A 19,929-nucleotide genomic window follows, 5' to 3' on the forward strand; every position below is an offset into this window, starting at 1 on the left:
ATCGCACGAAGAAAATGTGAAGTTCATTTTCGAGGAGTCTCGCATCTTCCACTTCAATTAACTTTTCATTGAAGATTTTTCAAGCCAAAAAGGGGCTGCCTGAAGGTCAATTTTCGACTTTCTGGACAGCCCCTTTTTTTAATTTCAGAATAGGACAATTATCTCATTTTTTGGCAGGGTAAAGTAATTTTTTGTCGTAATTAATAGGTAACTAAACTCGTTGGGAGATAAACTGATGCTGATAGAAAAACTCCTTCTACATGTGCTGATTGTTTTGGCTCCAATCTTAAGCTACAGTTTCTTTTTTGAGAAAAAGCAGGTTTCAACATCCCCTTACCTCTACGGAACCTTGCAAAGTATCTCTGCAACACTTTGTATTCTGTTTGCTTTTTACGAAGGAGACCTCTATTGGGATTTACGGTTCGCCCCTCTGGTGCTTGCCTTTCTTTATGGAGGTAGAATAGCAGGCGGAATGGTTTTGGGTACAATTCTAATCGTCAGAGCTGCAATGGGCGGGGATGCAGTGGTGTTTGCATTGGCCGGAGTTGTATTAGCCGCGGTTATCCCATTTTTGTTCAGCAAAAAATTCAGTGTCTTTCATGCAGGTAAACGGGTGAAGGCAGCAATGTTAATGGGCTTCTGGCCTTCTTTTGTCCAAATTGCGATCCTCATTTCCTATACCTTTTTTTATGGAACAGCAGATGGGGATTTCATGACAACGATATCTCATGTTCTTTCGTTCGGCATCCTTCAGGTGATAGGAGTAGGAACAGCCTCTAAGCTGAATGAGCTGGTCATTGAACGTTCCTTGATGAAGCAGGAGATTGAGAAGGCAGAAAAGCTGAACACGATGGGAGAGCTTGCTGCCTCGATTGCTCATGAAGTGAGAAATCCTCTTACCGTTGTAAAGGGGTTCCTTCAGCTTATGCAACAGGATGATAAAGACAATAACCACCCGTATATTCCGCTCGTGTTAAGCGAATTAGGGCGTGCTGAAGTAATCATCAGCGACTATTTAAATTTTGCCAAACCAGAATTTAAAAAGCTGGAAGGTTTCTCCTTGTCACAAGTCCTGTCCGATGTTGTTATGCTTCTCAATGCGCTGGCTCTCAAGCAAGGCGTAGAGCTGAAAAGCGATTTAAAGCCGTCCCTTTTTTTGTTCACAGACCGAAATCAGCTGAAGCAGGCGTTCGTTAACATTATTAAAAATGCGATTGAAGCGACACCTTCCGGGGGGACAGTCACTGTCAGTCTTGCACTATCGGGAAATCAGGCATTGATTACCGTAGCGGATACAGGCAAAGGGATGACGGAAGAACAGCTTTCGAGAATCGGTACGCTGTTCTATACGACAAAAGATAAGGGAACAGGGCTGGGAACGACGGTGTCTGTTAGAATCATAGAATCTATGCAAGGCAAAGTTTCTTTCAAAAGCGAAGTCGGAAAGGGCACGGAAGTTACATTGCGGCTGCCGGCTGTGCAAAACGTTGAAATCAGCCTATAGCTCCCTATTTCTGTTACACTTCTCTTAAGAGAACTTATGGAATGGTGATAACATGTTGGACATTGTAAAAGTTTCGGTTCGAGGCCTTGTCGAATACGTATACAGAAGCGGAAGCATCGATTCGCGTTTCCGTACCGCCAGCACGCTGGCGGAAGGTACGAGAGCTCATCAAAAAATACAGCAGACATACGCAGAATCTGATCAGAAAGAAGTGTTTGTTCAGATCGAAATGGTCCAGGACAATCTTTCTTTTCTTATTGAAGGAAGATGCGACGGTCTGCTTTTTTCTGATGATGAGGTAACGATTGATGAAATAAAATCAACGTCTCGTGACTTGAATACCATTGAAGAGGATACCTATCCTGTCCATTGGGCACAGGCGAAGGTTTATGCCTGTATATATGCCTCGGACCACGGACTCAATGCCATACATGTCCAGCTGACATACGTGCAGGTGGAGACCCAGGAAAAGAAGCGGTTTAAAAAAGTATTTTTCCTTGATGAGCTCAAACTTTTTCTTGAGGAAACAGTAAAAGTATACGCACCTTATGCCCAGCTGCTGGTAAGCCACCGGAAAGAACGGGATTACAGTATCAAAGAGCTGCCGTTTCCATTTGACCGGTACCGTGAAGGGCAGAGGAAACTGGCAGGGGCGGTCTACACGACAATCGCCGAAGGTAAAAATCTGTTCGCCCAGGCACCGACAGGAATCGGTAAAACGATGTCGACCACATTTCCTGCAGTTAAAGCCATCGGTGAAGGCCTGATGCAGCGCTTCTTTTATTTGACGGCAAAGACGATCACAAGAGAGGCGGCTGAGGAAGCTTTTTTGCTCATGCAGGAAAAAGGCCTTCGCCTGCACACGGTCACCCTGACTGCCAAGGACAAAATGTGCCTGAAGGATAAGGCAGTCTGCCAAAAAGAGTACTGCGAGTTTGCTGATGGATATTATGATCGTGTAAACGGCGCCGTGCTGGACATTTTGGCAAACGAAACGGTCATTCACCGCATAACGATCCAGGAGTATGCGATCAAACACCGGCTTTGCCCGTTCGAGTTTTCCATTGACTTGGCGTATGGTGCCGATGCGGTCATTTGTGATTACAATTATGTATTTGATCCAAGGGTATCTTTAAAGCGTTTCTTTGAAGAGCAGAAAAAGCAAACCGCCTTGCTCGTGGATGAAGCCCACAATCTTGTCGACCGGGGCCGGGAAATGTATTCTGCTGAAATTTACAAGTCGGCTTTTCTGAACGTTTCGCGTGAATATAATGGCAGCAATGCAGAGCTCCAAAGGGCGGCCAAAACCGTCAATGACTTCGGTCTTTCTATGAAAAAAAGATGCGGTGATGCGAGAAGCCTTGTGATGACCGACAAGCCGGAAGAACTGATAGAGCTTTTGGAAACCTTTATTGTTTCTGCAGAAAAAGAACTGCTGACCCAAAAAGAGGGAGAGGGTCAGCAGCTATTGCTCGATACGTACTTTGCCGCACAAAGCTTTATCCGTATCTCAAAGCTCTATGACCAGCGGTATGTCACATATGCGGAATATGAAAGAAGTGAAGTGAAGATTAAAATGTTTTGCCTTGATCCTTCTGTTCTGCTTCAACAAATGGGCAAAGGTTATCGTTCGAGTATCTTTTTTTCGGCCACATTTACACCGATCGATTACTACAAGGATATGATCGGCTTTCGTAATGAAGATTACGCACTGGCCATTCCATCGCCATTTGAACGGGAACAGCTTCAAATCTATATCCAGCCGTTATCCACAAGATACCGTGACAGAGAAAAAACAAGAGAGCCGATCGCAGACATGATTTATCAGGTTGTGAGAGAAAATAAAGGAAACTTTCTTGTGTTTTTCCCTTCCTATCAATACATGAACGATGTGTACGAAAAGTTTTTGAATGAGGATTTCCCTCTAAAATCAATGGTTCAGTCGACTGGAATGTCAGAAGAGGAGCGGGAACAGTTTTTAAACTCGTTTCAGGCAGATACGCAGGAAACACTGATCGGTTTTGCGGTGATGGGCGGCATTTTTTCAGAAGGTGTGGACCTTGTCGGTGACAGGCTTAACGGTGTGATTGTAGTTGGGGTCGGGCTTCCTCAGCTCGGGCTGGAACGAAATATCATTAAGGATTATTTTTCATCCCGAGGGAAAAATGGCTATAATTACTCGTATGTATATCCTGGCATTAATAAGGTGCTGCAGGCTGGGGGCAGACTGATCCGCTCAGAAACCGACCGTGGGACGATCGTTCTTGTTGATGACCGGTTTTTAACCCGGCAGTATCAGGCGCTCCTTCCGTATGAATGGCAGGACTTTACGATTCTAAAACCAGAGAGGACGAACTGACGATGGGTCTTTTGAAAAAATTACAGATTAAAAAAGGCTATTCGGTGGCTGTACTGAACGCGCCAGAAGGTTTTAGCCTCCCAAAAGAAGAGTTTCCTGAAGGGGCAAGGCTTATTGACCGGCCTGAAGGAGAGCTGGATACGATTTTGCTTTTTGCAAAGGATTCAGGAGACCTTAAGCAATTTGCTGCTGATGCGACAAATCACTTGAAGGATGACGGCTTACTCTGGGGGGCTTACCCGAAGAAAAGTTCCAAAATTAAAAGCGATATCAGCCGTGATCAAGGCTGGGATGTGCTAAAGGAAAAAGGTTATGAAGGTGTATCACTTGTCTCTGTTGATGAGAAGTGGTCCGCATTCAGGTTCAGGGAACGAAAATACATTAAGAGCTTAAATAAATAAAAGCTTCAGCATAGCGGATATTCCGCCGTGCTGAAGCTTTTTTGTTATTTCGCATTCAGTTTCCTATCGCTCATGTAGCGGTAAATCGGCAGCTCGTCGCCAACATCTGTCGGGATGAAGTTAAAGGTGACATAGCTGTCGACGGATTCAGGTTCCAGTGCAAGCGCAATAAAGTTTGCGTTTGGCTGTCCCATGCTGAAGACATAGCTTCCGGCAGGGAAGGAGCGGACGGTTTCCTTCACATCTGTCGTTACTTCATTCGTATAATGCCCGTTTTCTAAAGTGGTGGAAACTTTTTTACCGGTTACTTTGTATCGTTCCACAGATTTGGAGACAGGTCCTTGCAGCTTCTGAACGTTAACTCCGAGTGTTTCCAGCTTGCGTGCAATGCTGTGGTAAGCCGGAGGCATGATGTAAGCCGTCGGCCTTTCTCTTTCAAGTGTAGGATAGGCATCCGTAGAATCTTCCCATACGATCGGAATGTTTGCTTTTTTTGCTTGAGCAAGATCTACCACTTCAAGCTGCTGATCAGGAACCCTTTTGTTCTCACTTTTTATTACGATCGTATCTTTATCATTGGCTTCCTTGCCCTTGTTGATCACATCCTGGCGTGCGTTCTTGACCGCGGTTTTTATTTTATTTGCATCGGCAGCGGTGGTTTTTATAAAGTTCTCCTGTGCGGTTGCTTGTGCATAGACCCGACGGTTAAAATCAGCACGGCCAATATTGATGCCACGGGTCTCAATCAGATAGGTGAGCGTGTTCTTTAAACCAAGAGCGTTTCTGCCAATGCGGGTTTCTGTGCTTCCTTCGGTTGCTACAAGCTGGCCGTCATCATCCGTATCAAGGGTGTAATAGTCATGATGAGACAATTTCCTTTGATCGAGCACCTGTTTGACCTTGTTAAGAACTAAGTTGTCGGATGTTTTTCTCAGCTGCTTCGGTATATTCAAGTTTTTTGCTGAGGATATCAGCAGGTCATAAGACGAAACAGAGCCCTGCTCTCCAAATTTTTTGAACAGAGGTGAGTTTACTGTATACTCATGGGCATCCAGGACAACATCAGGCTTATATTCGTTGACCGCTTTATGTACCGCTTGTACTTCTGGATATTCTACTTTCATATAATCACGGTTTGCGTCAAGATTAGTGGCAATCTGCCGTTTGAAATAGTAGGAGCCATCCGGGTTAACACGAGGTACGATTGCTACATTTACTTTGTCCAGAACATTCCCCATCTTGCCTTGGGCAAGCTTCTGAGCGGTGACGAGAACTGATTCACCGGCTGCGGGTTCGTTTCCGTGAATTTGTCCTTGAATCCAGATTAGCGGTTTCTTTTTGTTGTTTTTTATTTTGTCAGGATTTTCTTTGCTGAAGAGCAGGATAGGCAGATCACGCCCCTCCAGGGATTTGCCGATGCTTTTTAACGTCACAAGCTTATTTTTGTGGTCGAGCTTCTTAATAAAGGCGAGCATTTCTTCCTGGGAAGTAAAGGGGAGTCGTCCCTTTTCAAAGGCAGGAGTTGAGAAGTGTTCAGCTGGCTTTGGAAAGAGATACGAGATGCTGCTGGGCTGAACATAGCTTGGGCCGTATCCGTAATAAGGTGTGAATTTCTCTGTTTCATCAGCAGCTGCCGCTTTTGGCAGAGCGTCTGAAGAGGAATAGAGCCCAGCTGCAAGCGTCATAGCCAGGAAAAAAGAGGTGGAACGAAGAACATTTTTCATAATAACCTCCTGTAATTAATTATTTGATTATTCAATAAATAACATACATAAAAGCGTGAATGATAATGATTCGTGCTTCTGAAATGGAAAACAGGAGATATCTACCAATTCAGCAGATGGAAATTGCGCATAGCTGAGTGGTTGGACCTATGACTTGTCACATGCAACGGTGCCAGGCACCGCAATTACACAAGTATGTAACGGCGGTGCCTGGCACCAACAAAAAAACTATTGTAAATATTTTTGAATTCTTTCTTGGAGGCGCTGTTTGTCATATGTGCTGTATTGGACAGCGATGTTGCGGATCGGGTCACCTGCGTAGAAGCGTTCATACAGCTCATGTCTTGAACCGAGCGGGCTACCAACGAGATCCCATGCCAGCTTGAAGAGTTTCGTTTTCTTCTCAGCATCCACAGTGGCTCCTACTAAATATTTTTGCAGCAGGGAAGAGAGGGGACCCTGAAAATCCTGAACGCTCGAAGGCAACTGGATGAATCCTCCGGCTCCGATGAGCTGCAGAATCTCAAGGGCACGGGGATAGTATATGGGCCCGAGGTTTCTGGCGGTTTGGATATAGGTGAAGTTAGGGACGAACGTATTGTATGGATTTAAGCTTCCTTCTCTTTCTGAAGCGATAACTAATGCCCGAATGGTTTCTACCTGCATGATGAGCTCTCCGAGTTTCTCTTGGACATGCAGATAGCCGTCCGCTCCGATTGCCTCCGCGATTTCAAAACCTATAGCAGTAACAAACTCCAGCTTGTTTAATAGACGGACGATCGCCTGATGATAGGCCAGGCTGTTTGAAACGGGATCTGTATTAATCTTTGCGATGGCTTCAGGATTATCATAGAGCAGCACGCGCTCCCACGGTACAAACACGTTGTCAAAAAGCAGCAGGGCATCCATTTCGTCGTAACTTGTACTTAGCGGCGCATCTGCCTTGTTGAGCGGAGTGGCCGCATAGGATTCACGGCAGACCAGGTGCAGACCTGGGGAATGGGCGGCTACGATCAGCATATGGGCCAAAGGCTTATGCTCTTCTTTTAGATGTCCGACCGGATAAATAATGATGTCATTGGAATAAGGGGAGGCTGTACCAATCATTTTGGCACCGCTTAAAAAAACACCGTCGCTTGTCTTTTTAGTGATCCGAAGCAAGCCAAGATCTTCTATATTTTTGAGCTGTGAATCCGACCGGTTTATCTGCGGATCCCTCTGTACCAAACTTAAGAAAAGATGGCGGTCTCTTGCTTCTTCATAATAAGAACGGATCTTATCAGGGAAGGCTTTATCAAACGCTCTGTAATCTTCCCTGGAAGCATACCAGCCTGTTAATCTCGACCGTGCATAATCGGACAGCCGGCTCATTACACCATCTGTGGATTGGCTCCATATTTCAAATGCGGTTCTCCGCTTTAGCAGGTCCTCATAGGATTCAGGGACATAGAAGGCCGAATGAACGTATTCCATTGTTTTAGGGCTTAAATAGCCTACCTTGTCCCTGAGCTTGGGATCATCGAACATGGCAAACAGTTCAGAAATGGCAGCCAGCGTCCCCGTGAAATTTTCGTCCTTTGTGATATCGATCTTTTTGCCGTCCAGCCATACGTTCCGGCCATCCTGCAAACTTTTAATGAACGGGTCTTTTTGCAAAGCATGATACTCTCCTTTGTGTTTAATAGGTTCAGCTTTTTATAAAGGGGAAACAATTCCTCCTCCCAGAGGCGGGGTATAGACATGGAATGTAACAACGGGAGAAGCGGTAGGGTTGTACATCATATGAAAGGTGTCTCCTTCAATTGTAAAAAAATCCCCTTCTGAAATTTCCTCTAAGCCTTTATAAACAGGCTCAGCATCAGCTGATTCAAATGTGTATAAAAAATTGATCAAGCTGCCTTCTACAGCTAAGATGCATCCTTGTGATGTTCCATAATCATGGATGAGTGTTCTGGCCATGCTTGGCAGCATCAAAACAATAACTTCTACATGCTCGGACCTGTAGATCACGTTCCGGCCATATTCTAAATTCTTGGGTTCAGTAACAAAATCTGAGATCTTTTCGATCGTAACCTGCAGGGATTGCACCACTTGTACGAGGTGAATAACTTCATAGGAGGGAAGCTGATCCAGCTCAGATTTGATAGACTCAAAAAATTCCATTCTTTTTACTCGCCTTTCTATTGATCATGTATACGGCTTTATTATTCCTATTAACCTTATGAATATCGTTAACTTTATAAAATATAGTATTAATAAAAGATAGAGATGTTCCGGCTGGAGAGCAAAATGGACAACATTCCTATTCTTTATGCAGCTCCTATGGTTATTCTTTTTATGGCATGGTATAATCCTCAGAAAAGTTTCAGTAAGAGAAACGGCAAAAGAGGAGTTTTTGAACATGAAAGTGGCATATTTAGGACCTCATGGCACATTTTCAGAGGAAGCGGCTCACCGGTATTTTAGTGGACAAGAAATCGAATGGCATATGTGCGATTCAGTTCCTGAAGTGCTCGAAGCGGTGGGTGAGGGAATGGCTGATAAGGGGATTGCCCCAATTGAAAATGCAATTGAAGGAACCATTACGATGACTGTCGACAGCCTTCTTGTGCATGACCTTTATATCGATGGAGAAGCCATACTGCCAGTATCGCTTCATCTTCTCGCTGCTTCCGAGACACGCCTGGAAGACATTAAAGAGGTTTGGTCGATTCCTCCGGCTCTTGCTCAGTGCAGGCAGTATCTCAGGGGATTAAAAGTAAAGAGCCGCCATTTTGACAGTACGGCTTCTGCTGCCGAGGCTATCAGGAATACCGATCGCCGCGATGTTGCTGCTGTAGCGTCCGAGTATGCGGGTAATCTGTTTGGCTTACAGCCGGTTAAGCGTAATATTGAGGAAAGCTTTGAGAACCAGACCAGGTTCGTTATCGTTTCAAAGGATAAAACACCCTCAGAAAACGCTCGAAAAACGATGCTGCAAGTCATACCGAGCGATGAATATACAGGGGTGCTTTCTGCGATCCTCAATGTTTTTTCGGCTTTGAATATTAACTTGACCTGGATCGAATCACGCCCAACAAAAAAGAAGCTGGGAACCTATCAATTTTTCCTTGAAGCGGGACTGGGTGCTGTCCACCCGTCCATCGAAAAAGCGATTGCCGTCCTGCAGACCTATGGCCACGAAGTGAACGTATTAGGGAGTTTTACCGCAACAAAACTGGACTAAAAACGGAAACCACTTTGAGACAAGGGGGATTTCATGAAGGTTCATATTGTGAATGGAGATATAACTGGAAACAAGCTTCAAGATCTCGATGGAGAAGTGATTGTCTGGCGGGAGATGTATGATTTGGGTCCGGCAGCAGCAGATATGGATAGAAAAAGGATCAAGTCCAGAGCTGAATTCTTTGAGAAAAAGATGGGGATCCCGTCTGAGATCTTTCTTAAGAACTGCACGCTGCAGGAAAACCGGCTCCGTGCTCTGCCTAAGGACGCTGAGATTACACTTTGGTTTGAACATGACCGATACGACCAAACCATGCTTCTGTACTTGCTGAAATCTTTAGGGTCACATGAATTTAACAACCTAAATATGGTGACAGCCGATTCCTATCCGGGAATTGAGCCGTTCTTTGGGCTTGGCCAGCTTTCCGAATTACAGCTTATCGGCCTTTTAGAGCATCGGATTTCTATTAGGCGGGAGCAGGTTATGGAAGGAGCTGCAGGATGGAACGCCTATGCATCACCAAATCCCCGTGATCTTGAAGAGTGGCTCAAATGTGCTGAGTGCAGTCTGTCTTTTGCCAAAAGAGCCTTGTGGCATCATCTTGAATATTATCCTTCCGTAAAAAATGGTTTGAATCAGGTGGAAGAGCTGGCTTTTCAGTACCTGTATGACGGCATCACTTCGTTTCATGAACTGTTTCAAAAGGTCAGTGCCAAGCGTACGGATGACGGACTGAGTGACTTTCATTTATCGGCCTTGCTGGATCAGCTGCAAAAAGGTCCGGTACCGCTTCTTAAAATGACAGAAGGATCATTACCGCACTATAATACCGAACCAGAGGATGCTGCTATCGAGCTAACGTATGAAGGAATTGAGGTCCTCATGGAAAGAGAAGACCGTTTTGATTACACTTCGGCTGATTGGTGGCTTGGCGGTGTTTACAACCATTGAGGAAAATGGCGCTGGAACGGAGAAAAATTAATAAATACGGAAGTGAGGCAGGGGTAATCCTGTCTTTTTTGCGGACATTGGAACAGCTGTACACCCTCTTTTTTTACTACAAAATACTAAAAGATAAACCCTTCTTTGGTAACTGTGTGAATGTTTTACATTTCTGTAAGATGGAATTAACACATGCCTTTTAAGATCAAACTATATTCATCGTGCATCAGGGATGAAAAATATGGATGCGGGAGGGTTTATTATGAGAGGAAATCCGGTAAAAAGCTTCAAGCTGGTCTTTCTGTTTTCACTTGTTTTAACAATGGTGATTGGCAGTTTCGCATTTCTTCCATCTCTCAAGGCATCAGGAGACGGTTCGGCTTCATCACCGTACACTGTTTCACAGGCCATCTCCAATCAAAACAGCAGTTTAAAAACGATTCAGGGTTACATAACAGGCCAGCCGACAGCCGCAGCAACCGTAGTTACCAGCCATTATCCCAACGATTATGCGGTTGCACTGGCTGATACAGCAGGGGAAACTGACACTTCCAAAATGGTTTATGTGCAGATTCCAACTGACTACCGTCCGCAATATGGGCTGAAGTCCCATCCAGCCCTAAAAGGAACACTGGTTAAAGTAACAGGCAATTTAACGTCTTATTTCTCGCACGCGGGCATCAAAAATGTAACCAACATGACAAATGGAAGCGGAGGTGGTACTCCATCGGATCCGCCGGCTTCCGATACAGGCTCTTATTATGATAATGCCCAGGGAAAAACAGGGGCAGCGCTAAAAAGTGCGCTTCATAACATTATTGATGATCATACTGAGCTCTCCTATGATGCTGTTTGGGATGCTCTCCGCCATACGGATGAAGATCCGAACAACAAGAATGATGTTATCTTGTTGTACACCGGCCGTTCACAGAGCAAGACTGCGAACGGATCAGGCGTCAACGACTGGAACAGGGAGCATGTTTGGGCAAAATCCCACGGTGATTTTGGAACAGCAATGGGTCCAGGAACAGATTTACATCATTTGCGCCCGGCTGATGTTTCAGTGAACAGTGCTCGAGGGAACCTTGATTTTGATAACGGCGGTACTGAGAATTCCGAAGCAAAAGGCAATTACTCGGACAGTGATTCATGGGAACCGCGTGATGCGGTTAAAGGCGATGTTGCCCGTATGATCTTCTATATGGCGGTCCGTTACGAAGGAGACAGCGGCGAACCTGATCTCGAGATGAACAACAGCGTCAGCAATGGTTCAGCGCCTTATATCGGAAAAATGTCGGTACTCCTGCAGTGGAGCCAGCAGGACCCGGTCGACAGCTTCGAGCGCCACCGTAACGATGTGATCTACAATGACTATCAGCACAATCGGAATCCATTTATAGATCACCCGGAATACGCGGCAGCCATCTGGCGATAAATCATTGGGAATAGCAAGTGTGATATTAAAAAGAGCCTGCTGTATAGAACAGCAGGCTCTTTGGCATCATTAAAATACTTTTGTGGTCCAGTCTTCACAGTTCCAGACTTCGGTAACAACATCACGATAAAATTCAGGTTCATGTGAGATCAGCAGAATGCTTCCTTTATAGGCTTTTAATGCCCGTTTAAGTTCATCCTTAGCATCTACATCCAAGTGGTTTGTCGGCTCATCCAGAACAAGAAGGTTCGTCTCGTTGTTGATCAATTTGCAGAGGCGGACTTTTGCTTTTTCTCCTCCGCTGAGTACCTGCACCTTGCTTTCAATGTGCTTCGTTGTCAGGCCGCATTTCGCAAGTGCGGAACGGACTTCATGCATGTTGAAAGAAGGGAACTCGTTCCAAACTTCATCAATACACGTATTGTTATTATTGCTTTTAATCTCCTGCTCAAAGTATCCGATATGCAAAAATTCGCCTTGTTCCACAGAACCGGAGATCGGTTTGATTTCGCCAAGAATGCTGCGCAGCAATGTTGTTTTTCCGATTCCGTTCGCTCCGACAAGAGCGATCTTTTGTCCGCGTTCCATTCTGAGATCGAGTGGACGGGAGAGTGGCTCGTCATATCCGATGACCAGGTTTTTCGTTTCAAAAATCATCTTTCCGGATGTGCGGGCTTCTTTAAAGTTGAATTCCGGCTTTGGTTTTTCTTTCGCCAGTTCAATAACATCCATTTTATCCAGCTTTTTTTGGCGGGACATGGCCATGTTTCGAGTGGAAACACGCGCTTTATTTCTGGCAACAAAATCCTTCAGCTCAGAAATTTCCTGCTGCTGGCGCTTAAAGGCAGCTTCAAGCTGCTGTTTTTTCGCTTCGTGAATATGCTGGAAGTAGTTATAGTCTCCTACATAGCGGTTAAGCTCTTGATTTTCCATGTGGTAGATCAAGTTGATGACACTGTTTAAGAATGGAATATCATGCGAGATCAAAATGAACGCATTCTCATATTCCTGCAGGTAGCGTCTCAGCCACTCAATATGCTGTTCATCCAAATAGTTGGTCGGCTCATCCAGCAAAAGGATTTCGGGCTTTTCAAGCAAAAGCTTCGCAAGGAGGACCTTCGTACGCTGACCGCCTGACAGCTCATGAACATCGCGGTCGAGGCCGATATCTTCCAGACCAAGTCCGCGGGCAATCTCTTCTACTTTTGCGTCTATAACATAAAAGTCGTTGTTCGTTAATGTATCTTGAAGAACCCCAACATCCTCCAAAAGTTTTTCAAGTTCTTCCGGAGTAGCTTCCCCCATTTTTTCGTACATGCTGTTCATTTCGTTTTCAATATCAAAGAGGTATTGAAACGCACTCTTCAGCACATCGCGAATGGTCATTCCTTGCTGAAGGACTGTATGCTGATCGAGATACCCGACCCGCACTTTCTTTGCCCATTCTACTTTTCCTTCATCTGGCTGCAGTTTGCCGGTGATGATGTTCATAAAAGTGGATTTACCTTCACCGTTTGCTCCGATTAAGCCAATGTGTTCTCCTTTAAGGAGACGGAAGGAGACATCATTAAAAATCGCACGGTCACCAAAACCATGGCTTAAGTTCTTTACTGTTAAAACACTCATCTATATGCACCTTTTCTTGTTTGTTAAGATTACCATTTGATTATAGTATTAATTGCAGGGAGAACTCAATCTTTCTGGTGGAATTTTCAAAGAATGTTTCGTATAGAGGCATGATGGGAAACTTTTCATGCAGAAGGGCTAAAAAGGAGGGTTGCAGAATGAATGATTACAGTGTAGTTCCTGATCAAGGTGAAAATGGCTGGATCGTTAAAATTCAAGATGTAGCACCGACCGATACTTTTCCCAGCCGTGCTGAAGCGATTGCAAAGGCTGAAAAGCTGGCAAAGGAAGACAAACCAAGCCGGGTGCTTGTGTATGATGCCCAGCTGAGCGTGGAAGAGGAAAAGATGTTTTAACAAAATGATGGGGCTGTCCAAGAAGTCTGTAAGCTGTTGATTTCCCTTCCAGGCTGCTCGCTTTCCGCGGNNACTTTCTGGACAGCCCCTTGTGCAAAAAAAAGGAGCCTTGGGTCCAAGACTCCTTCAATGCTTTTCGTTGTTCAACTTACGTGGTTTTTCTTGCTTGTTCACGTGCATTTGATTCACGTACATTCATTCGTACTACAAACTGCTATATTCTAATTCGCTTTCTCACTATTAGGGCCATCTCTCGGTTCTTCGCAAGTTTCGGAACAAAGGTCGTTCCGATTCATGACAAATCCCTCCATTTGGGTCTGAATAGTGTTTTCACTCATTTGTTAACAAACTAATTTCTAACTATCCTTTAAATCGCTCTTACACACGTGCATTCACTACTTGGTCCATCTCTCGGATCATTGCAGGTTTCGGAACTGTAAACGTCCTTACCCATTGCAAACCCTCCAGTATATGACTTATAGTGTTGCATCTTCATAAATCATAGAGCTGATCTTTACTGCTTTAAAACTTTGAAGCTCAACTTACGGTTCTAACACATCTTGCTTTGTTACTTCAAAACTGTCTTGCTTTACAAACATATGAACCTTGCTACTCTTTAATGCCTATTTCTGTGTTGCATTCACTATTCGGTCCATCTCTTGGCTCATTGGATGTTTCGGAACGATTGTTCTTTCTCATCACAATTCCCTCCATATGGTTGACATAGTGTTGCATGGTTTGTTTTCCCGGTATGAAAAATTCAAAACATCTTTTACAATAAAAATTTTTATTTTTTACGCTTCCTTGATGGCAGTTACGATCACTGCATCTACAGGCTTCTTGTTCTTAATGCCATCGGAAATCTGAGAGAAGCCAGCTTCTTTTAAATAAAGCGAGATAATGGTTCCAATTTCTTTTGTGGTATCATCATCTGCTCCCTTTTCGTGGGGCTGCAGGGTAACCGCAATACGAGCCTTTTCTTTCATCAGACGTTTAATCTTTTTAAGATCTCCAATCGGATCTTTCCAGATCAAGATGGAATTGACGGTATACACGCCATCAAATTTCGGGGCGTCTTCATCGGCAGAAGTGATCGGACCCTCAAAAAGCTCCACACGCCCTTCTTTTATAAACGCTTCGTTTCTTGATTCCGCCTGTTCCTTCATCACTTCTGAAACATCATAGCCTACAATGTGGCAGGAGGGATAGTTGCTGCAGACATATTCAATGCCTACACCTGGACCATAACCCACTTCAAGGAGCCGATCATTCGCTCCGGGCTGTAGTGCGGAAATTGTCCATTCATTTAGTTCCTTGTTTTCGTTGGACATGATTTTTCCCGCCAGTTTACCGAGCAGACCCTCGGGTTTTTCAAACTGTTTGGAGATGTTTTTCCTAATGCTCATGCGGCACACTCCCATTTTTTATTATATATTTCAATGTACCCAAAAGGGAGGTGCTCAAAGCAAAAGGACAGCCAGGCGCTTGAAATAAAAAACGGCCGAATAATTTTCAGCCGTTCTTTGAACAAAATTACATTTTATTCGTAAACCCTGTATTCTTCCTGAAAAAATAGTAGGATGACCCAACGGATAGTATGGCTGCACCAAGGAGGGAAGGAAGAATAATATAATCTCTCCAGTCGGACGGTGCAAATAAAGAAAGCAGAACAATTATACCTGCTGCGACAAACACTTTGGAGCTGAAACGGTGGGTTTGCCGCCAGACGTTCTCATCAGCCAGCGTCCATGGAGTCTTGATTCCAACAAAATAGTTCGGTTTTACCTGCTGCATATAGTTTCCTAGAACGATAAACAGTCCTCCGAGAATGAGGGGCATGAACGAGTTCATCGGAAGTTCGTAGCCAAGCCCGATCAGAATAACCATAAGATTGATCAGGAAAAAAAAGATGAACAGGGAAGAGTTAATCATGGAATAGCTGCGCGAGAAACTTTTATAATTTTCTTTTTTGGGATCGATTTTCGGCAAGAATTGGAGCAGGAGATACATAAGAATCATAATACCAAGATTCGTGAGCATGGCCCCCAGTTTGGAAGAATACCCGTTGATTTCGCCTTTCGCATTCCAGTGGATAGGCAGTTCAGCCGGCAGCTTGGAGTAAAACACGAGCCAAAGAGCCGCTGTCGCAAGAATGAGCAACACAGGAAATACATGTTTTTTCATTTTTCGTTCTCTCCTTTGTCCTTATAATCGGCTTGCATGACACCCATGAACCAGTTCATGACATCGTGAAAAACGGTTGTATTGAGAGAGTAGATGACGAACTGGCCTTGCTTCACATCTTGTATGAGTCCGGTTTTCTTTAAGGTGTTTAAGTGATGGGAGATGGTAGGTTTGGTCATTTGAAAATGATCCGCAATTTCGCCTGCGCTTAAGTCCTGATTCTTTAGCAAATCAAGAATTTTACGGCGGGTTGGGTCGGATAATGCCTTAAATACTTCATTCAATAAAATCCACTCCAATTGGAAGAAAAAGTATTTAGATATTTATCTAAATACTACACAGAAAAGAAGGTGTTGTAAATAGGCAGCTTATTCAATTCCAAAAAAAAATCGACAGCTATTGAGCTGTCAAAGTAATAAGGATATTCATGTTTGCTGCTGTGTTTTCTTGGCAGAATGAAGAATTTCCTCAAGAGGGAAAATCCTGCCGAGTTCATCTTTATGAACAACATGTTTCCGTTCAAATTTGGTCGGGGAATCAATGCCTGCAGCAGCAGCCAGATTGTAAAGGCCTTCCCGAAGTGAAACTAAATAGTTGCAGACTCTATAGTGTTTTTCCTCGACACTTAAGCCGTCCTGCAGTTTCTTATTCGTAGTCGCTACCCCCACAGGACAGTTGTTCGTGTGGCAGACCTGTGCCATGATGCATCCTACACTGATCATAAACCCGCGTGCAATGTTGACGAGGTCAGCTCCCATTGCAAGAGCAATGGCAATTTTGTCAGGAGTGATCAGTTTTCCTGAAGCAATGAGCTTCACCCTGTCCCGGATGCCATATTCTTTTAGCATTTCATCAACAACCGGAAGTGCAGATTGTATGGGCAGCCCGACAGTATCGGCTAATTCCTGGAACGTTGCACCTGTTCCGCCTTCTCCGCCGTCAATGGTAATAAAATCAGGGCCTTTTCCGCTTTCTTTCATGCAGGAAACCAAATTCTCCAGCGCATCCAAATCCCCGACAACAATTTTGATGCCGATGGGTTTTCCGGACACGTTTCTCATCTCTTCCACAAAGTGAAGTAGAGAAGAGACATTATCAAATTCTTTAAACCGATTAGGGCTGTTGATCGTTTTGCCAGGTTCCACGAGCCGGATTTTAGCAATCTCTTCTGTTACTTTTTCACCTTCAACGTGGCCTCCGCGTGTTTTTGCGCCTTGTGCGAGCTTCAGTTCAAATGCCTTAATTTCTTCCATTTCACTTTTTTTCTTAAACTCTTCCCATGAAAACTCTCCGTTCTTTTTTCTTACACCAAACAAGTCAGGACCGATCTGCAGGATGATATCCGGCTTGCCGGCCAGGTGATATTGAGAGAGTCCGCCTTCTCCTGTATTCATCCAGGTCCCTCCGGCAAGGCCTAGTCCTTTGGATAATGCGGTTATCGCATTTTCTCCCAATGCACCAAAACTCATGCCGGATTGTCCGATGAGGCCTTTGAGTTTGAAAGGCTGGCGGCAAGTATGTTCACCGAGGATGACGGCGTCTTCGTCTTGCAGGTATACGGGATTAATCAGCCGATCCTCGCTATGTTCCTTGCGGGCAAAGAGATTATCTCCGTCCAATTTATACACCTTGGTTTTTATCTTGCTGGCATTGTCCACTTTCATTTCTTCACGCAATTTGGGGAATAAGGTGTTGCGGATATAAAACCCTTCAGCAGTAAAATCCCTGAGTGAACCGAATCCTATTAATCTTTCTTTATATTTTCCTGCCTTTACAACATCCTCGAATTCTTTTCGGGAGAAGGGCTTGCCTTCATTATCGTTAAGAAACAAATACTGACGGAGCTCGGGACCGATTTTCTCGGTAAAATATCTCACCTTTCCGAGTACAGGGAAGTTTCTTAGGATCGAGTGCTGTTTTTGGCGGTCGTCTTTTAAGTATAAAAAGATGAAAAAGACGATGGGAATTACGAGAATGAAACCGATGAGTACGATTAATCCAATAACTAGATCAAAAATGGTTGTCATCACAATCCTCCTTAATGAATGGGGCTGGTGTACACTGAGGTTCTCACCTATTTCTTTTCCACCAACAAGTGAGATAGAAACCAGCAGGGTATAAAGTCCCGTTGGCAGGAAAAAACGCTTGTTTACAAGACTATATTAATGAAAATCAAAAGGTATGAAAGAACTGTCTTTCCAAAAGTATTCATAATTTACAAATAATTAAATTTCAGTATGTATTTACTTATTCTTTTGATCATCAGGCAGTTTTACCGACAAGCTGTATTTTCCAAATAAGGATAACCGATCAGGCACACAGATTGCCAAGGTCCAAAATGCGGATGGAAGCTGGCCTTTCTGCCTATGGATACAGCAGCAACTTTTCCATTACCACGGATGCATCCGGCAACGGACAGAAGGTAATGAATGTTCAATTAAACTCAGGTTCAACAGGAAATGCAAATTTGCGTTTGCGCCAAAGCAGTACCAATGTCTATACTGAGGCTGTAGCGGTAGGAAATGTAGCCGTCGAGCCGCTTCCTTAAGTTGATTGCATATGAGAAGTAAGCACCCTTTGAAGGTGTTTCTTCTTTTTTAATGGAAATCACACAATCAACCAGCCATAGAGGCACTTTTTAAGAGGAAAATGAATGATTTTGAGTAAATTTTCAAGTTGTGCTCCTTAGGCAGCTTGTTAAAAGGGGATTTTAGCTTTTTCAATTACTTTTGTAAGTGAAATTTGGTGCAGAAACTAGCTCTTTTACCCGCAAAATCGCTCTTTCAGATTTTTATTATCGAAAACTTAGAATTTATTATCGGAAAGCAGATTTTATTATCGAAACAGCCGATTTATTATTGAAAAGCCTTCTTTTATTATCGAACGGTTTATGTTCGACCCCATACGACAAAATCAGACTCATTTATTTCAAACGGCCGATCGAGCCGGGTCCCATAGAGAAAGCCGCCGGTATCTGTACCAGCGGCTTTCTCAAGTTAAGCATTGAAGTGGTGTCTAGTTCCAGCGCTTGTCGGACCTTAGCAGGCCGCTTTCGCTTTTTTAATTACTCTTCTTCTTTTCGGTTCTTAAACGCCTCGTTCGTTACGATATATGGATCGACTTCTGCTTTTTCTTTTCCTTGCTTAGCGGTCATGCTGCCTTCGGGAAAATTCCCGGGATGTCCTTTTTTCTTCTGTTCAAACTCTTTACCTCGAGACATAGTTGTTCTTCCTTTCTTTTGGCTGAAAATGGTGTTACCTAAAAATTATGTTCTGTTTGGCGAAGTTTTAAACCATACCGACAAGTTCAACAGTGACATCATTAAATAATCCGTTGCCGATGTAATTCCCATCCAGGTCGAATTGCCAGTCATGAGGTCCGGCTTCAATGTGTATAATGCCTGGCATGATATCCATCTTAATGGAAGTAATCAAAGAGACATCGATCTGGTCTTTCGTAAAATCATCCGCTACTTTATAGGCAATCTTCATTAAATGCTCATCTATAATATTTAAATCCTTCTCTTCAAAGGCCATCACAACATTCATCACCGTATATTCATAAATGTTCATCCGCTCATCCCCTTAAGCTTATTTAAAACTATCATTTCCAAAAAACTATGAAACTATTCATTTATACTAAAATTCATCTTTGAACGGTGCCAGGCACCGCTTTTTACATTCAGGTGCCTGGCACTAAATAAAAGGAGCGAGGAGAGAATGAATGATCAAAAACCATTTTTCGGCAGGAAAGAAATTGGGAAGCAATACATACGGAGAAAAGGCGTCTATGCCATTATCTTTGATGAACAGAGGGAAATGCTTGCCGTGATGAAAACGCCGAAGGGCTATTTTCTTGCAGGCGGAATGGAAGGAGAAGAGTCGTTAGAAGAATGCTTGCAGCGTGAAGCTCTTGAAGAGTTGGGGCATGATATTCTCATCAAGAAGTACATAGGAAATGCAGAAAAATATTACATCACTCAGCAGGACCAGACCCCAATGATTGCTGACAGTTATTTTTATCTCGCGGAGCTGGCGGAATGGATGCTCGATCCGATTGAAGAGGATCACGAGCTGGAGTGGATTCCTATTTCAGAAGCCCAGGAGCTTTTGCATCATGAGCATCAGGCATGGGCGGTCGCACAGGCTTTTGAGCCAAAATAAAAAGAGCCC

19 protein-coding genes are annotated in these 19,929 nt (G+C 44.0%); 9 read left to right on the plus strand and 10 right to left on the minus strand.

Annotated features, from left to right (window positions below):
- Positions 1-235: 235 nt before the first annotated feature.
- Genes P4361_RS12260 through P4361_RS12270 form a run of 3 tightly spaced genes read left to right on the plus strand, consistent with a single transcriptional unit; the run spans position 236 to position 4,264 of the window.
- Positions 236-1,504, plus strand: a complete 1,269-nt coding sequence (locus P4361_RS12260; RefSeq protein ID WP_328089599.1) for an ATP-binding protein — start codon at positions 236-238, stop codon at positions 1,502-1,504.
- A 52-nt stretch (positions 1,505-1,556) separates the two neighbouring features.
- A complete protein-coding gene (locus P4361_RS12265; RefSeq protein WP_328089600.1) occupies positions 1,557-3,863 on the plus strand; it encodes an ATP-dependent DNA helicase in 2,307 nt (768 codons plus the stop codon).
- Positions 3,864-3,865: 2 nt separating this feature from the next.
- Positions 3,866-4,264: a hypothetical protein gene (locus P4361_RS12270; RefSeq protein ID WP_328089601.1), complete on the plus strand. Its 399-nt coding sequence runs from the start codon at positions 3,866-3,868 to the stop codon at positions 4,262-4,264.
- A gap of 44 nt (positions 4,265-4,308) precedes the next feature.
- Here the strand turns inward: P4361_RS12270 and P4361_RS12275 are convergent, their stop codons facing one another.
- From P4361_RS12275 to P4361_RS12285, 3 genes are all read right to left on the minus strand, one after another.
- Positions 4,309-5,988: a M14 family metallocarboxypeptidase gene (locus P4361_RS12275; RefSeq protein WP_328089602.1), complete on the minus strand. Its 1,680-nt coding sequence runs from the start codon at positions 5,986-5,988 to the stop codon at positions 4,309-4,311.
- Between the two features lie 228 nt (positions 5,989-6,216).
- Complete coding sequence (locus P4361_RS12280) at positions 6,217-7,644, minus strand: 4-hydroxyphenylacetate 3-hydroxylase family protein (RefSeq protein ID WP_328089603.1); 1,428 nt, start codon at positions 7,642-7,644, stop codon at positions 6,217-6,219.
- A 39-nt stretch (positions 7,645-7,683) separates the two neighbouring features.
- Positions 7,684-8,151 carry a cysteine dioxygenase family protein gene (locus P4361_RS12285; RefSeq protein WP_328089604.1) on the minus strand — a complete coding sequence of 156 codons (468 nt, stop codon included), beginning with the start codon at positions 8,149-8,151 and terminating at the stop codon, positions 7,684-7,686.
- Positions 8,152-8,389: 238 nt separating this feature from the next.
- On the opposite strand from P4361_RS12285, the gene pheA reads away from it, so the two are divergent.
- The 3 genes from pheA (at position 8,390) to P4361_RS12300 (ending at position 11,591) form a co-directional block, all read left to right on the plus strand.
- Entirely contained in the window at positions 8,390-9,214 is an 825-nt protein-coding gene (pheA, locus tag P4361_RS12290) for a prephenate dehydratase (protein ID WP_256227112.1), read from the plus strand.
- Positions 9,215-9,247: 33 nt separating this feature from the next.
- Positions 9,248-10,165 (plus strand): DUF1835 domain-containing protein, encoded by a 918-nt coding sequence (locus P4361_RS12295; protein ID WP_328089605.1) that lies wholly within the window; start codon positions 9,248-9,250, stop codon positions 10,163-10,165.
- A gap of 253 nt (positions 10,166-10,418) precedes the next feature.
- On the plus strand, positions 10,419-11,591 hold the full coding sequence (locus tag P4361_RS12300; protein ID WP_375162216.1) for an endonuclease: 1,173 nt from the start codon (positions 10,419-10,421) through the stop codon (positions 11,589-11,591).
- A 69-nt stretch (positions 11,592-11,660) separates the two neighbouring features.
- Here the strand turns inward: P4361_RS12300 and P4361_RS12305 are convergent, their stop codons facing one another.
- The gene (locus tag P4361_RS12305; protein WP_053355744.1) at positions 11,661-13,217 is read right to left on the minus strand and encodes an ABC-F family ATP-binding cassette domain-containing protein; all 1,557 of its coding nucleotides are present in this window, start codon (positions 13,215-13,217) and stop codon (positions 11,661-11,663) included.
- Between the two features lie 158 nt (positions 13,218-13,375).
- On the opposite strand from P4361_RS12305, the gene P4361_RS12310 reads away from it, so the two are divergent.
- Positions 13,376-13,573 (plus strand): DUF2188 domain-containing protein, encoded by a 198-nt coding sequence (locus P4361_RS12310; protein ID WP_091007802.1) that lies wholly within the window; start codon positions 13,376-13,378, stop codon positions 13,571-13,573.
- Positions 13,574-14,367: 794 nt separating this feature from the next.
- Here the strand turns inward: P4361_RS12310 and P4361_RS12315 are convergent.
- The 4 genes from P4361_RS12315 to P4361_RS12330 all read right to left on the minus strand — a co-directional run bounded on the left by P4361_RS12315 (position 14,368) and on the right by P4361_RS12330 (position 17,784).
- Positions 14,368-14,979: a class I SAM-dependent methyltransferase gene (locus tag P4361_RS12315; protein WP_328089606.1), complete on the minus strand. Its 612-nt coding sequence runs from the start codon at positions 14,977-14,979 to the stop codon at positions 14,368-14,370.
- Positions 14,980-15,106: 127 nt separating this feature from the next.
- The gene (locus P4361_RS12320) at positions 15,107-15,757 is read right to left on the minus strand and encodes an SdpI family protein (protein ID WP_053355741.1); all 651 of its coding nucleotides are present in this window, start codon (positions 15,755-15,757) and stop codon (positions 15,107-15,109) included.
- The gene (locus P4361_RS12325) at positions 15,754-16,041 is read right to left on the minus strand and encodes an autorepressor SdpR family transcription factor (RefSeq protein WP_248251461.1); all 288 of its coding nucleotides are present in this window, start codon (positions 16,039-16,041) and stop codon (positions 15,754-15,756) included. The genes P4361_RS12320 and P4361_RS12325 overlap by 4 nt, the downstream gene beginning before the upstream one ends.
- Before the next feature lie 141 nt (positions 16,042-16,182).
- The gene (locus tag P4361_RS12330) at positions 16,183-17,784 is read right to left on the minus strand and encodes an FMN-binding glutamate synthase family protein (RefSeq protein WP_256227108.1); all 1,602 of its coding nucleotides are present in this window, start codon (positions 17,782-17,784) and stop codon (positions 16,183-16,185) included.
- A gap of 296 nt (positions 17,785-18,080) precedes the next feature.
- Between P4361_RS12330 and P4361_RS12335 the strand changes: the two genes are divergently transcribed.
- Entirely contained in the window at positions 18,081-18,305 is a 225-nt protein-coding gene (locus P4361_RS12335) for a hypothetical protein (protein ID WP_328089607.1), read from the plus strand.
- 516 nt (positions 18,306-18,821) lie between these two features.
- Here P4361_RS12335 and P4361_RS12340 read toward each other — a convergent pair.
- Positions 18,822-18,977, minus strand: a complete 156-nt coding sequence (locus tag P4361_RS12340) for a hypothetical protein (RefSeq protein WP_175501932.1) — start codon at positions 18,975-18,977, stop codon at positions 18,822-18,824.
- Between the two features lie 67 nt (positions 18,978-19,044).
- The gene (locus P4361_RS12345) at positions 19,045-19,329 is read right to left on the minus strand and encodes a hypothetical protein (protein ID WP_053355737.1); all 285 of its coding nucleotides are present in this window, start codon (positions 19,327-19,329) and stop codon (positions 19,045-19,047) included.
- Positions 19,330-19,476: 147 nt separating this feature from the next.
- Between P4361_RS12345 and P4361_RS12350 the strand changes: the two genes are divergently transcribed.
- Positions 19,477-19,920, plus strand: coding sequence for an NUDIX domain-containing protein (locus P4361_RS12350; protein WP_328089608.1), 444 nt, complete (start codon positions 19,477-19,479; stop codon positions 19,918-19,920).
- Positions 19,921-19,929: the final 9 nt, after the last annotated feature.

It is taken from the genome of Fictibacillus sp. B-59209, assembly GCF_036216745.1.
Lineage (GTDB): Bacteria > Bacillota > Bacilli > Bacillales > Fictibacillaceae > Fictibacillus_C > Fictibacillus_C marinisediminis.

What these genes read in the sequence shown, in the direction of transcription:
- P4361_RS12305 (WP_053355744.1), bottom strand. Translation starts at nt 13,217, where the DNA reads ATGAGTGTTTTAACAGTAAAGAACTTAAGCCATGGTTTTGGTGACCGT.
- P4361_RS12270 (WP_328089601.1), top strand. Translation starts at nt 3,866, where the DNA reads ATGGGTCTTTTGAAAAAATTACAGATTAAAAAAGGCTATTCGGTGGCT.
- P4361_RS12300 (WP_375162216.1), top strand. Translation starts at nt 10,419, where the DNA reads ATGAGAGGAAATCCGGTAAAAAGCTTCAAGCTGGTCTTTCTGTTTTCA.
- P4361_RS12345 (WP_053355737.1), bottom strand. Translation starts at nt 19,329, where the DNA reads ATGAACATTTATGAATATACGGTGATGAATGTTGTGATGGCCTTTGAA.
- P4361_RS12315 (WP_328089606.1), bottom strand. Translation starts at nt 14,979, where the DNA reads ATGAGCATTAGGAAAAACATCTCCAAACAGTTTGAAAAACCCGAGGGT.
- P4361_RS12275 (WP_328089602.1), bottom strand. Translation starts at nt 5,988, where the DNA reads ATGAAAAATGTTCTTCGTTCCACCTCTTTTTTCCTGGCTATGACGCTT.
- P4361_RS12310 (WP_091007802.1), top strand. Translation starts at nt 13,376, where the DNA reads ATGAATGATTACAGTGTAGTTCCTGATCAAGGTGAAAATGGCTGGATC.
- P4361_RS12350 (WP_328089608.1), top strand. Translation starts at nt 19,477, where the DNA reads ATGAATGATCAAAAACCATTTTTCGGCAGGAAAGAAATTGGGAAGCAA.
- P4361_RS12260 (WP_328089599.1), top strand. Translation starts at nt 236, where the DNA reads ATGCTGATAGAAAAACTCCTTCTACATGTGCTGATTGTTTTGGCTCCA.
- P4361_RS12295 (WP_328089605.1), top strand. Translation starts at nt 9,248, where the DNA reads ATGAAGGTTCATATTGTGAATGGAGATATAACTGGAAACAAGCTTCAA.
- P4361_RS12265 (WP_328089600.1), top strand. Translation starts at nt 1,557, where the DNA reads ATGTTGGACATTGTAAAAGTTTCGGTTCGAGGCCTTGTCGAATACGTA.
- P4361_RS12330 (WP_256227108.1), bottom strand. Translation starts at nt 17,784, where the DNA reads ATGACAACCATTTTTGATCTAGTTATTGGATTAATCGTACTCATCGGT.
- pheA (WP_256227112.1), top strand. Translation starts at nt 8,390, where the DNA reads ATGAAAGTGGCATATTTAGGACCTCATGGCACATTTTCAGAGGAAGCG.
- P4361_RS12340 (WP_175501932.1), bottom strand. Translation starts at nt 18,977, where the DNA reads ATGTCTCGAGGTAAAGAGTTTGAACAGAAGAAAAAAGGACATCCCGGG.
- P4361_RS12320 (WP_053355741.1), bottom strand. Translation starts at nt 15,757, where the DNA reads ATGAAAAAACATGTATTTCCTGTGTTGCTCATTCTTGCGACAGCGGCT.
- P4361_RS12285 (WP_328089604.1), bottom strand. Translation starts at nt 8,151, where the DNA reads ATGGAATTTTTTGAGTCTATCAAATCTGAGCTGGATCAGCTTCCCTCC.